Source organism: Cellulomonas humilata, assembly GCF_030814415.1.
Taxonomy (GTDB): domain Bacteria; phylum Actinomycetota; class Actinomycetes; order Actinomycetales; family Cellulomonadaceae; genus Cellulomonas; species Cellulomonas humilata_A.
Genome location: NZ_JAUSVB010000003.1, coordinates 190,430 through 203,238 on the forward strand (window position 1 = coordinate 190,430; position 12,809 = coordinate 203,238).

General features: G+C 71.1%; 10 protein-coding genes. 1 reads left to right on the forward strand and 9 read right to left on the reverse strand.

Going from position 1 to position 12,809, the window contains the following annotated elements; all coding sequences use genetic code 11:
* Positions 1-39 precede the first annotated feature (39 nt).
* Positions 40-918: an LLM class F420-dependent oxidoreductase gene (locus tag J2X26_RS11925; RefSeq protein ID WP_307492536.1), complete on the forward strand. Its 879-nt coding sequence runs from the start codon at positions 40-42 to the stop codon at positions 916-918.
* Here the strand turns inward: J2X26_RS11925 and J2X26_RS11930 are convergent.
* From J2X26_RS11930 to J2X26_RS11970, 9 genes are all read right to left on the reverse strand, one after another.
* Positions 915-1,388, reverse strand: a complete 474-nt coding sequence (locus tag J2X26_RS11930) for a VOC family protein (RefSeq protein ID WP_307492537.1) — start codon at positions 1,386-1,388, stop codon at positions 915-917. The genes J2X26_RS11925 and J2X26_RS11930 overlap by 4 nt on opposite strands.
* 105 nt (positions 1,389-1,493) lie before the next feature.
* Positions 1,494-3,602, reverse strand: coding sequence for a LuxR family transcriptional regulator (locus tag J2X26_RS11935; RefSeq protein ID WP_307492539.1), 2,109 nt, complete (start codon positions 3,600-3,602; stop codon positions 1,494-1,496).
* 127 nt (positions 3,603-3,729) lie between these two features.
* Positions 3,730-5,028, reverse strand: a complete 1,299-nt coding sequence (locus J2X26_RS11940) for an NAD(P)/FAD-dependent oxidoreductase (RefSeq protein ID WP_307492541.1) — start codon at positions 5,026-5,028, stop codon at positions 3,730-3,732.
* On the reverse strand, positions 5,025-6,890 hold the full coding sequence (locus J2X26_RS11945) for a glycoside hydrolase family 15 protein (protein WP_307492542.1): 1,866 nt from the start codon (positions 6,888-6,890) through the stop codon (positions 5,025-5,027). The genes J2X26_RS11940 and J2X26_RS11945 overlap by 4 nt, the downstream gene beginning before the upstream one ends.
* Positions 6,891-6,912: 22 nt before the next feature.
* Positions 6,913-8,463 carry a GMC family oxidoreductase gene (locus J2X26_RS11950; protein WP_307492544.1) on the reverse strand — a complete coding sequence of 517 codons (1,551 nt, stop codon included), beginning with the start codon at positions 8,461-8,463 and terminating at the stop codon, positions 6,913-6,915.
* 10 nt (positions 8,464-8,473) lie between these two features.
* Positions 8,474-9,241: a glucose 1-dehydrogenase gene (locus J2X26_RS11955; protein ID WP_307492546.1), complete on the reverse strand. Its 768-nt coding sequence runs from the start codon at positions 9,239-9,241 to the stop codon at positions 8,474-8,476.
* A complete protein-coding gene (gene cydB, locus J2X26_RS11960) occupies positions 9,238-10,311 on the reverse strand; it encodes a cytochrome d ubiquinol oxidase subunit II (protein WP_307492548.1) in 1,074 nt (357 codons plus the stop codon). Before cydB ends, J2X26_RS11955 begins: the two co-directional genes overlap by 4 nt.
* A 12-nt stretch (positions 10,312-10,323) precedes the next feature.
* Positions 10,324-11,724, reverse strand: coding sequence for a cytochrome ubiquinol oxidase subunit I (locus tag J2X26_RS11965; RefSeq protein ID WP_307492550.1), 1,401 nt, complete (start codon positions 11,722-11,724; stop codon positions 10,324-10,326).
* 123 nt (positions 11,725-11,847) lie between these two features.
* The gene (locus J2X26_RS11970) at positions 11,848-12,750 is read right to left on the reverse strand and encodes a bile acid:sodium symporter family protein (RefSeq protein ID WP_307492552.1); all 903 of its coding nucleotides are present in this window, start codon (positions 12,748-12,750) and stop codon (positions 11,848-11,850) included.
* Between the last annotated feature and the right edge of the window lie 59 nt (positions 12,751-12,809).

A 12,809-nucleotide genomic window follows, 5' to 3' on the forward strand; every position in this document is an offset into this window, starting at 1 on the left:
GGGCAGGGTGACAGGAAACCCCCGTCGAAGGAGCATCCCGTGCGCGTTGGCGTCCACCTCTACCGTTTCGACTCCGTCGAGCCCACCGCCCTGCGCCAGGAGCTGGCCGACGCGGCCCGCGCGGCCGAGGACTCCGGGGTCGCCTGGGTGTCGGTCATGGACCACTACTTCCAGATGATCGCGGCCGGCTTCCCGGCCGACGACCCGATGCTCGAGGCGTACACCACGCTCGGCTACCTGGCGGGCGTCACGTCGGAGGTGCAGCTCGGCGTGCTGGTCACCGGCGTGACCTACCGGCACCCCGGCCTGCTGGCCAAGATCCACGCCACCCTCGACGTGCTCTCCGGCGGCCGGGCGACACTCGGGATCGGGGCCGCCTGGTACGAGGAGGAGCACCGCGCGATGGGGGTGCCCTACCCGCCCCTGTCCGAGCGGTTCGAGCGCCTCGAGGAGACCCTGCAGATCTGCCGGCAGATGTGGGACCCGACCAACGACGGCCCCTACGACGGCACGCACTACCAGCTGGCCCAGACCCTGTGCTCGCCCCAGCCGCTGACGCGCCCCGAGATCCTCATCGGCGGCTCGGGCGAGCGCAAGACCCTGCGCCTGGTCGCGCAGTACGGCGACGCGTGCAACCTGTTCACGTCCACGCCCGACGAGGTCGCGCACAAGCTCGAGGTCCTGCGCGGCCACTGCGCGGACCTCGGCCGCGACCCCGCCGAGATCCGCGTGACCATGCTGTCCCGCGGCGAGAAGCTGCTCGCCGGGGACGTCGACGGGTTCGTCGAGGAGATGCGGGCCTACGACGCCCTCGGGGTGGAGTCCGTGATCCTGACGCCCGCGGACACCAGCCTCGCGGCCTGGGTGAAGGACACCGTGGCCCCCGCGGTGCCGCGGCTGGCGGACCTGGGCAGCTAGGCGCTCGCGTCGGCGGCCGCGTGAAGGGCCGCCACGTCGATCTTGTCCATCGTCAGCATCGCGTTCATGGCGCGGCCGGCGCGGCCCGGGTCCGGGTCGCCCAGCAGCTCCGGGAGCGCGGCGGGGATGACCTGCCAGGACAGACCCCAGCGGTCCTTGAGCCAGCCGCACCGGCCCGGCTCTCCGCCGTCGGCGGTCAGGGCGTCCCACACGCGGTCGCACTCGGCCTGGTCGGGGACGGAGACGGCGAACGAGAACGCCTCCGTGAACGGGAACGCCGGCCCACCGTTGAGGGCCTGGACCTCCTGGCCGTCCAGCACGAAGCTCACCGTGAGTGCGGTCCCGGCCTGGGGAGCACCTTCGGGGTACCGGGCGACCGACAGGATGCGGGAGTTCGGGAAGATCTCGACGTAGCGCTGCGCGGCCTGCTCGGCCTGGTCGTCGAACCACAGGAACGGGCTGATGCTCATCTCGGTGCCTCCGGTGTGTGCGACGCGAGGCCTGGTGCCCTGCGTCCCTTCGTGAGGTGGTCGGAGCCGTCCCCACGATCTCGACATCGGGCCCGGGACGACTCTCTACGAGCCGTCCAGCACCTCCCAGCGCGCCACGGCCTCGTTGCGCGACGTCACGCCGAGCTTGCGGTACGTCGAGATCGCCTGCGTCTTGACGGTGTTGCGGGAGACACCGAGGCGCTCGGCGATGAGCGGGAAGGTGAGGTGGGTCGCGAGCAGCGGCAGGAGCCGGACCTCGGCCGGCGTCAGGGTGTCGGGTCGTCCCTGGTTCGCCGTCTCCTGCACGGCCGCGACCAGGGTCGCGACCTTGTCCGGCAGGTCGCCGAGCCCGGGCCGACGGCGCACGATCTCCTCGGCCTGCCGCGCGGTACTGGCGGCGGCGTGGAGGTCGCCCAGGCCGAGCGAGGCCTGCGCGGTCGCCAGGAGGGCCTGCGTGGAGACGACCGGGAGCCCGTACGTGAGCAGGGGGCGCAGTGCCAGCGCGCGCCGGGTGTGCTCGACGGCCTCCGAGCGCAGACCGAGGTGCACGGCGATGCGGGCGGCCCAGGCGAACACGAGCGCGCTGGACCAGTACGAACCGAAGGCACCGTCGGTGACGATGGACGTCGCTTGCGCGACAGACCTCTCCGCCGCCGACCAGTCGCCGCGCTCGACCGCGATGGAAGCGCGCTCGCACAGGACCATCGCGGCGAGCGGGCCGATGCCCGCCGCCTCAGCGGCCTCCTGGGCCTCGACGAAGAGGTCGTCCGCGCGGTCGAGGTCGCCGTCGAGCAGGTCGGCGAGCGCCTCGGTATGGCGCATCGTCGCGCGCAGCGGGCTCCCGGGTGACAACCCCTCCCACGCCGTGCGCGCGTCGCGTCGCATCTGCTCCGTGCCCTGGCGCGCCTCGATCGCGTCCAGGTACGCGAGCGTCGCCTCGATCGTGCTGCCGTCGGACAGGGTGCCGGTCGCGGGCACCCCCTTGGCGATCGCGGACCACCTCTCGGCGCGCGCGGGCTCGCCCACCAGCGCGAAGATGAGCGCTGCGTGCGCGGCGATCGCCGGGAAGGCGCTGACGGTGTTCGCCTCCTCGAGCCACGACATCCACTTGTGGACCGAGTCGATGCCGCCGCTGACCCAGGTCTGCTGTGACCAGTCGAGGACGAGCCGGGTGAACTCGGCGATGTCGCCGGCGCGGTGCGCGTGATCGATCGCCTGGTCCGGGACGTCGGCGTCGGCGTACCAACGGGCGGCGCGGCGGTGGAGCTCCGGCACCAGCGCGGGTTCCTTGCGGTGCAGCTCGGCGCCCAGCAGGTCGCGCAGGAGGGGGTGGCACCGGAAGCGGTCGCCGTCGCGGCCCACGGGCTGGATCACCCCGTGCGCCGCGAGGTGCTCCAGCGCCGCCCCCGAGGAGCGCACCCGCAGCACGGTGTCGCACAGCGGACCGGACAGCTCGTCGAGGATCGCGCAGCGCACCAGGAGCGCGGTGTCGCGACCGCCCAGACCGGCGAGCACCTCGGTGCGCAGGTACTCGCGCATGAACACGTCGTCGCCCGTGAACGTCCGGGTGCCGTCCGCGCGCAGCGCCATCCCGGCGAGCGACACCGCGACCGGCCAGCCCTCGGTGCGGTCCAGCAGCTCGGCCGTCGCGGTCGGCGAGAGCGTGACACCCGACCGGGCGAGCACCTGCGCGGCCTCGTCCGGACCGAGGGACAGCTCCGGGACGCCGAGCTCCAGCAGGTCGCCCGCGGCGCGCAGCCGCGCGATCGGCAGGCGCGGCTTGGCCCGTGACGAGACACCGACCCGCCACGTGTCGGGCAGCCGGTCGATGACGTCGGAGAGCACGTTGAGGCTCCCGGCCGAGGTGATGACGTGCACGCCCTCGACCAGCAGGGTGCGCGCCGGGTCCGGGGGGAGGGCCTGCACGAGGCCCGCGACGGTGACGATGCCCGGTCCTGCTCCGGCCGCACCACCGAGCGCGGTCAGCAGCGCGGCGGGGTCGTTGTCGGCGTCGGTGCACGTGTGCCACACCGCCGCGCTCGCCAGCCGGTCCGCCCACTGGCCCAGGACCGCCGACTTGCCGTACCCGGGCCCGGCGACGATGGCGACGACGCGTGCGGGCGACGCCATCAGAGCGTCGACCAGCTCAGCGCGAGCGACGAGCCCGACTCCCGCGCGACGGCGTCGCACCACGGAGGGCGCCGAGCTCCGCGGGATGGCCGACCGGTGCCCAACGACGGATGAACCGCGCAATTCGGGACGTTCCCCCACGTCGGGCCACGCTACCGGTCCCCGTTCGGAGCACAAGGGTCCCGACGGGTCAGCCGTGCGCCGGTGCTCCGAGGTCGATGTGGGGCACGTCGTCGGCGTCGTCGCCCCACGCGATGCGGCGCGGTGCGTCGTGCGACTCGACGGTGGCCGCGTGGTCGCGCTCGAAGTAGTCCCAGGCCCAGCTGAGGAACGCGTCGGTGCGGCTGTGCACGCCGCTGAGCAGCATCGCGTGCACCCCGAGCCACGCGGCGAAGGCGATCGGGCCGTCGACCTCGTGGCGGTGGGCGCCCACCTCGGCGACGGCGGCGTTGCGGCCGATCATCGCCATGATGCCCTTGTCCTTGTAGTGGAACGGCGCAAGCTCGTCGCCCTGCATCGAGCGCAGGATGTTCTGGGCCGCCCAGCGCCCGGACTGCTGCGCGACGGACCCGAGCTGCGGCAGCGTCGGCGCCCCAGCACCCGAGGGGATGTTCGCCACGTCGCCGACCGCCCAGACCCCGGGGTACCCCTCGACCCCGAGGTCCGGGCGGACGTCGATCCGCCCGCCGCGCCCGGTGGACGAGCCGGCGGACTGCGCGATGGCGGAGGCCGACTCGCCACCCGCCCAGATGACGGTCCGGGTGGGCAGGCGGGTGCCGTCGTCGAGGTCGACCGCGTCCACGTGGACCTCCTTGACCCCCGCGCCGAGGCGGATGTCGACGCCGGCCTTGTCCAGGTGCTTGTGGGCGTACGCCTGGGCGCGCGTCGAGAACTGGCCGAGCACCGCCTGCCCGCGGTCGACCAGGTGCACGCGGGCATCCGCTGGCATCCTGCCCTGTGCTTGGAGGGCCGCCACGAGTTCGGCGAGAGCGCCGGAGACCTCCACGCCGGTGGGTCCGCCGCCGACGACCACGACGTCGCGGGACCCGGTGTCACCGACGAGGGCCTCCGCGACCAGGGCCTGGTGGTGCAGGCGCAGGCGCTCCGCATCCACGACCGAGTACAGCGGGAACGCGTGCTCCTGGGCGCCCGGGATGCCGAAGAAGTTCGGGCGCGCGCCCGCGGCGAGCACGAGGTGGTCGGCCGACAGCGACCGGCCGTCGTCGAGCACGAGCGTGCGGTCCGCGAGCGACGCCGACGTGACGTGCGCGAGGACCACGTCGACGCTCGGCACGTCCGCGAAGATCGTGCGCAGCGGGCGCGCGACGTCCTCGGCGGGCAGCTGCGACGTGGCGACCTGGTAGAGCAGCGGCTGGAACTGGTGGTAGTCCGTGCGGTCGACGAGCGTCGTGCGGATGCCCGCCTCGCCCAGGGTCTGCGCCGCGGCGACGCCCGCGAGGCCGCCGCCGAGCACCAGAGCGTCGGTCACAGCGACATCTCCTCGAGGCGCTCCGCCAGGATGATCCGCGCGGAGGCCTCGATGAGCGCGAGGTGCGAGAACGCCTGCGGGATGTTGCCGAGGTGCCGCGCGGCCGCCACCTCGAACTCCTCGGCATACAGGCCGAACGGTGAGGCGATGCGCAGCAGGCGCTCCATCAGGTCGAGCGCGCGCTGCTTCTCGCCGACGACCATGAGGGCCGAGACCAGCCAGAACGAGCAGATGACGAACGTGCCCTCCTTGCCGGACATCCCGTCGTCGGTCTCGTCGGTCCGGTAGCGCAGGACGAAGCCGTCCTCGGACAGCTCGTCGGCGATGGCCAGGACGCTCGCGTGCAGCCGCTCGTCGGTGCCGGGCAGGAGCCCGAAGTGCGCGGCGAGCAGGTTGGAGGCGTCGAGCGCGTCCGTGTCGTAGTGCTGGCGGAGCACGCCGCGGTCGCTCAGGCCGTGGGCGAGGATGTCGTCCTTGATCTCCTGCGCGGTCGCGCCCCAGGCCGCCTGGAGGTCGGGCTCGCCGCGGATCCCGGCCAGCTGCGCGGCCCGGTCCATGGCGACCCAGCACATGATCTTCGACGAGACGTAGTGCTGCGGCTTGCCGCGTGCCTCCCAGATGCCCTGGTCGGGCTGCTGCCAGATCGCGGTGGCGCACTCGGCCTGGGACTTCACGATGGGCCACAGCCGCGCCGGCAGCCGTTCGCTGCGCCGGGTGTGCAGCAGGATCGAGTCCAGCACGGCCCCGAAGACGTCGTTCTGCTTCTGGTCGAAGGCGCCGTTTCCGAGGCGGACGGGTCGTGCGCCCTGGTAGCCGCTGAGCTCGTCGCGCGTGGTCTCGGTGAGGTCGCGTCGGCCGTCGATGCCGTACATGATCTGCAGCGCACCGTCCTCGTCGGGCTCGACGTCGGCGACGAACTGCATGAACTCGTCCGCCTCCCAGTCGAGCCGCAGGTAGTGCAGCGCCTGCAGCGTGAACGTCGAGTCGCGCATCCAGGTGTACCGGTAGTCCCAGTTGCGCTCACCCCCGGGCGTCTCGGGCAGCGACGTCGTCAGCGCCGCGACCGTGGCGCCGGTCGGCATGTACGTCAGGCCCTTGATCACCAGTGCGGAGCGCTCGACGTAGGGCCGCAGGCGGTGGTCGGGCATCAGGGCGCGACTGAGCCAGCGGCGCCAGAAGTCGCGCGTCGCCGCGATCCGCGCGACGGCGTCGGCCGCGTCGGTGGGACCGTCCAGGGAGGCACCCCACGACAGCGCGCAGAACACGGTCTCGCCCGCGGCGAGCTCGTGCCGGCCGCGCAGCGCGTCGCCCTCGACACCGAGCGCCAGGTCGGAGTGCAGGCGCATCGACAGCCCTGCCCCGCTGATGTCGGCGGTGTGGCCGCCCGCGTCGAGGACCCACGGCTCCCGCGTCCGGCCGTAGTCGAACGCCGGGTCGCACACGAGCTCGATCCGCACGGACCCCTCCAAGCACGTGGCGGTGCGCACCAGCAGGTGCTCGGCGTCGTCGTCGGCAGGCGGGCGCGTGTGCGGGGTCGTCTCGTCCGGTCCCTCGCGCTTGGCCATGGTGAGCGCGTCACGGACCTCGACCCACCCCGACGGCGTGTGCCACGTGGTCACGAGCACGTTCGTGCCCGGGTCGTACGCGCGGGACGTCGGCACGTTGATGCCGTAGGGCGCGAACCGGAAGTAGCCCGCGCCCCGGTCCAGCAGGCTGCCGAACACGCTCTGGCTGTCGAACCGTGGGGCGCACAGCCAGTCGACCGACCCGTCGGGCGCGACGAGCGCTCCCGTGTGGCAGTCGGACAGGAACGCGTACTGGGCGATCGGCGGGAACGGGGATGCGGGGCTGTTCGAGTCCACAGGTTCCTCCTGGTGGGGGTGCTCAGGCGAGTCGGGCGAGCAGGTGGTCACCCACGCGCAGGGCGTTCGCCATGGCGGTGAGCGCGGGGTTCACGGCGCCGATGCTGGGGAAGAAGCTCGTGTCGACGACGTAGAGGTTGTCCACCTCGTGCGTCCTGCAGTCGCGGTCCAGCACCGAGGTCGCCGGGTCGTCGCCGAACCGGACCGTGCCGGCCTGGTGCGCGCAGCCCGCGACCGGGATGTCGTTCTTCATGTACAGGTCGCGGGGGACCAGGTGGTGCGGGTGCATGCCGAGGTGCCCGAGGTTGTGCTTGACGCGGCTGTACAGCTCGTCGAGGGCCTGCCGGTTGTTCGGGGTGTAGGTCAGCACGATGTCGCCGTGGTTGCCCAGGGTCACGCGGTTGTCGGGGTCGGGCAGGTCCTCGGCCGACAGCCAGAAGTCGACCGCGTGCTCCGCGACCTCCTCGAGTGCGAAGAGCGGCGCGAGCTTCGCGATCGGCTTTTCGCCGCGGTACATCGGTGCCGACGACTTGCCGACCATCTGCATGTTGCCCATCGGGAACGCGAAGCTCTCGTCGCCGAAGTAGTAGTCGTTGACGCCGAGCGTCTTCTGGAACCGGGTGTCGTTGCGCTCGATCGAGATCGCGAGGAACGCGCGGCTGTTGTGGAACATGTAGTGGCGGCCGACGTGGTCGGACCCGTTGGCCAGGCCGTTCGGGTGCCGGTCGTTGGCGCTGGCCAGGAGGAGCTTCGCCGAGTTGGCGGCACCGGCCGAGACCACGACGACGTCGCCCGAGAACCGCTGCTCGACGCCGTCGACGTCGGCGACCACGGAGGTCACCGAGCGTCCGGAGTCGTCGGTCTCGAGCCGGTGCACCTCGGCGTTGCGGACGAGCGTCACGTTCGCGTGCGTGACGGCGGGTCGGACCGCGATGACCTCCGCGTCGGACTTGGCGTGCAGCAGGCACGCGAACCCGTCGCACGTCGCCGTCCGGATGCACGGGCTGTAGGCCGGGTTCGCCTCGTCGAGCATGATGCCCGAGGGCGAGTGGAACGGGTGCAGGCCGATCGCCCCCATGTCGTCGAAGAGCTGCTGGATGCGCGGCTCGTGCGACACCGGTGGGAACGGGTACGGACCGCTCGACGGCGGTTCGGTGGGGTCCTCGCCGCGCTCGCCGTGCACCTGGTAGAGCTCCTCGGCCTGCGCGTAGTACGGCTCGAACTCGTCGTACGCGACCGGCCACGCGGGGGAGATGCCGCCGTGGTGCTGCAGCTCCCCGAAGTCCCGCTCCCGCAGCCGGTAGAGCGCAGCTCCGTAGAACTTCGTCGCGCCACCCACGTTGTAGTGCACCTGGGGCTGGAACGACCTGCCGTCGTGGTCGTACCAGGTGTCCTTCGAGACGTAGCGATTCTTGACGAACGTCTCGGTCGCGTCCCAATTCTCCGGCTCGCGCGGGAGCCAGTCGCCCCGCTCCAGGAGGAGGACCTTCTTCCCCGACGGGGCCAGGCGGTGCGCGAGGGTCCCGCCGCCCGCGCCCGACCCGATGATGACGACGTCGTAGTGCTCGGTCATCTCGTCCGCCTCACAGACCCGGGCTGCTGTGCATGATGCCGCCGTCGGCGAAGATCGTCGTGGCGGTGAGATAGGTGGCGCCGTCGCCGGCGAGGAACGCGACGAGGCTGGCGATCTCCTCGGGCTCGGCCATCCGGCCGAGCGGGATCGCGGCGTCGAGGGTCTTCATCTTCTCCGGGTCGTTCATCGTCGAGGTGTTGATCGGGGTCGCCACCGCGCCCGGGCCCACGCCGACGACCTGCACGCCCTGCGGCCCGAGCTCGACGCCCGCGGTCCGGGTGAGCATGCGCATCCCGCCCTTGGACAGGCAGTACGCGGTGTTCCCGGGCATCGGCCAGTCCTCGTGCACCGAGGTCATGTTGATGATCCGGCCGCCCGTGCCCTGCTTGATCATCTGCTTCGCGGCGATCTGGGTGCCGAAGAACGCGCTCTTGAGGTTGATGTCCATGACGCGCTGGTACTGCTCCTCGGTGGTGTCGAGGATCGACGTGCGCGTCTCGATGCCCGCGTTGTTCACCATGATGTCGAGGCGCCCGAAGGCCTCCACCGTCGTGGCGACGAGCCGCTCGAGGTCCGCGACCTTGCTGACGTCGGCGTCCACGCCGATCGCCTGGTCGCCGAGGGCGTGCACCTGCTGCTCCAGCGCCTCGGTGGCCTCCGGGTGTGCGACGAAGTCGATGACGATGTTCGCCCCCGCCTCCGCGAGCGCGAGAACGACGGCCTTGCCGATGCCGCTGTTGCCGCCCGTGACGATGGCCACTTTCCCGTGCAGGCTCATGTGCGTGCTCCTTCGTCGAGGGGTGCGGACGGTCCCGTGGTCGGGTCCGGCGGTTCCGGTGGTTCCGGTGGTACAGCCGTCGGCGGGCCTACGATCCGGCGACGGAAGACGAAGTACGACCAGCCCTGGTACAGCAGGATCAGCGGCACCAGCACGAGGGCGACGATCGTCATGACCTTGAGCGCGTATGGCCCGGACGCCGCGCTCGTCACGGTCAGGCTGTCGGCCGCCGAGGTGCTGGACACCAGGACGTTCGGGTAGAGGTTCGCGAACAGCGTCACGACGGTCAGGGCGATCGCGACAGCCGTGGCGGTGAACGCCCAGCCGTCCCGGTGCGCCCGGACCAGCAGCGCCGCGGCGAGGACCGCGACGACCGCGAGCACGGGCGGCACGGTGCCGCGCAGCGCGGGAGCGCCGGACACGGCGGGCGTCGCGACGGCGAACGCGAGCAGGAGCAGGACCGCCGGCACGATCGCCACGGCCGCGGCGCGCTGCGCCCGGGTGCGCACCTGGTCCGTGGTCCGCAGGGCGAGGAAGGTGGCGCCGTGCAGGACGCACAGGGCGGTGAGCGTGAGCCCGACGAGCAGGCCGTATCCGGTGATCGTGTCGGTGACCGAGCCCGTGAACTCCTCGGTCGAGTCGACCGGCAGGCCGGCGAGGAGGTTGCCCAGCGCGACGCCGATGAGCAGCGGGCACAGCAGGCTGCCGAGGGTCAGGCTCCACGACCACGTCTGCCGCCAGCGGCTCGCCTCCATGCGACCTCGGAACTCGAACGAGACGCCGCGGGCAATGAGCGCGACCAGGAGCAGCACCAGCGGGAGGTACATCGCGGAGAACCAGGTGGCGTACCAGCTGGGGAAGGCCGCGAAGATCCCGGCCGCACCGACGATCAGCCAGACCTCGTTGCCGTCCCAGAACGGCCCGATCGCGTTGATCGCGACGCGCTGCTCGGTGTCGGTGCGACCGACCACCTTGTGCAGCATGCCGACCCCGAAGTCGAACCCCTCCAGCACGAAGAACCCGGTCCAGAGGAACGCGATGATCAGGAACCACAGGTCGGGCAGGGTCATCGGGACACCTCCTCAGAACGTCAGGGCGGGGACGCGCGGCTGGTCGTCGTCGACGGGCTCGTCGGGTTCCTCGAGCTCCAGGCCGCGGCGCGCGTAGCGCATCATCAGGTACACGTTCACGGCGCCGAGGAGCAGGAAGATCGTGTAGAAGACGACGATGCTGATGATCAGCTCGGTCCTGCCGACGGACGTGGAGATCCCGTCCTTGGTGAGCATCAGCCCTTGGACGATCCAGGGCTGCCGGCCGTTCTCGGTGAGCATCCACCCGGCCGTGTTCATCAGGAACGGGAAGGCGACAGCCCAGGTCGCGACCAACAGGAACACGCGCGCGGTGGGTAGTCGGCGCCGCCAGATCAGCCACAGGCCCCAGAGGGCGACGAGCGCGGCGAGCGAGCCCAGGTAGGCCATCACGCGCATCGACCAGTACTGGACGAACACGTTCGGCACGTAGTCGCCGGGCCCGTACTCCTCCTGGTACTGCGCGTTCAGCTCGTTCATCCCGACCACCTCACCGTTCCACGTCCCCGTCGCGAGGATGGAGAGCAGGTGGGGGATCTCGATGATCTTGGTGGGGTTCTGGTCGTTGTTGCCGCCGCCGATCTGGAACGCGGAGAACGAGCAGGGCTGGCACGTCTCCCACTGCCCCTCCGCCGCCGAGATCTTCATCGGCTGGTACGTCGCCTCGATCACGCCGAGGTGGCTGCCGATGCCCAGCGCCAGGAAGATCGAGGGCAGCAGCACGGCGATCGACACCTTCGCGGAGCGCGTGAACACCTCCGCGTGGTGACCGCGGCGCAGGTACCACGCCGACACGGCCAGCATGAGGACCGACCCGGTGACCAGGGACGCGGTCAGCACGTGCGCGTAGCCCCACACGAAGACGGGGTTCGTCATCACCGCGCCGATGTCGGACAGCTCGGGGCGGCCCGTCGCCTGGTCGACGGTGTACCCCACCGGGTGCTGCATCCAGGAGTTCGCCGCCATGATGAACGCCGCGGAGCCCGCGGCCCCCGCGGCGACGAGCCACACGGTGAGCAGGTGGATCCTCCTGGGCAGCACGTTCCAGCCGAACACCCACAGGCCGATGAACGTCGACTCCAGGAAGAACGCGGCCAGCCCCTCCATCGCCAGCGGTGCGCCGAACACGTCGCCCACGTAGCGGGAGTAGGCCGACCAGTTCATGCCGAACTGGAACTCCTGGATGAGTCCCGTCACCACGCCGACGGCCACGTTGATCAGCAGCAGCGTGCCGAAGAACTTGGTCAGCCGCTTGTGGTCGGGGTTGCCGGACCGGAACCACATCGTGTGCAGGACGGCCACGAGGAAGCCGAGCCCGATGGTGACCGGGACGAAGAGGAAGTGGTAGATGCTCGTCGAGGCGAACTGGAGGCGGGCCAGGTCGAGGTCGGACACCGGCCCTCCCCAGGTCGACGGTGCGGCTGCGGTCGACGCGCGCAGACGGCGCGTCGACCCGTTCGAGCGTCGCACCGAGCCTTCGGGCCGAGCATCACCCCGTCGGGATGAAAGGGGCTCGGCTCAGCGGGCGGCGACGGCCTCGTCCGTCGGGAGAGCGCGTCGCCACATCAGGACGAACGCCAGGACGACGATGATCCCGATGGTGTTGAGGATCGTGATCGAGACCGTCACCAGCGGGTCGGAGACGAAGGGGAAGATCATCATCAGGAGCATCGGGCCGATGTTGCGCACCGCCGTCGTCACCTCGCTCGCATGCCTGATGCCCAGGTCCTTGACCCGCAGCGCGGTGACCAGCAGGTAGCCGCACCCGAGGCCGATGAAGGGGCCGGCGATGGCAGCGACGTAGCTCTCGGTGCCCCAGCTCTCCACGAACTGGCTCCAGTACGCCACGAGCGTGAAGTTGAGGTTGAAGAGCAGGCACAGGATGGCGACCCGGACGACCCACTGCCTCAGGGGAGCCGTCAGTTCGGGCCACCAGACCCGGAACGCGCACCCGAGGACGATCGGGAGCAGCAGGAAGAGCAGCAGCGGCCAGGCGACGTCCCACGCGGTGGTGCGCAGCTGGGCGTCGACCGCGTCGATGGCGAGAGGCAGCCCCACCGGGAGGGCGACGACCGTCCCGATGGTGAGGACGACCAGCAGGGTGGTGGCGATGCTGACGTCCGCCTTGGCCAGCTTGGCGAGGATGGGGGCGAAGGGCATGCCTGCACTCAGGGCTGCGATGCAGAACCCGACCTTGATCTCGTCCGGGATCGACGAGGCGACCGTCAGCAGGTAGCCGACGAACACCAGCGGGATGACGAGGAAGTTGACCGCCAGTACCGACACGGTGATCTTCCAGTGTGCGACGGCCTGCGCCACCACCTTGCCGACCGGCAGCCTGAGGCCCAGGCCGAACGAGTTGAGGATCACGAAGAGCAGGCCGAACCCGTTGATGAGAACGCTCTGGTCCGTTGCAGTCACGACTCTCCACCTCATCGGCGGCTCGATCGGCGGTCGACCTGCTCGGTGCGAGTCTTCGC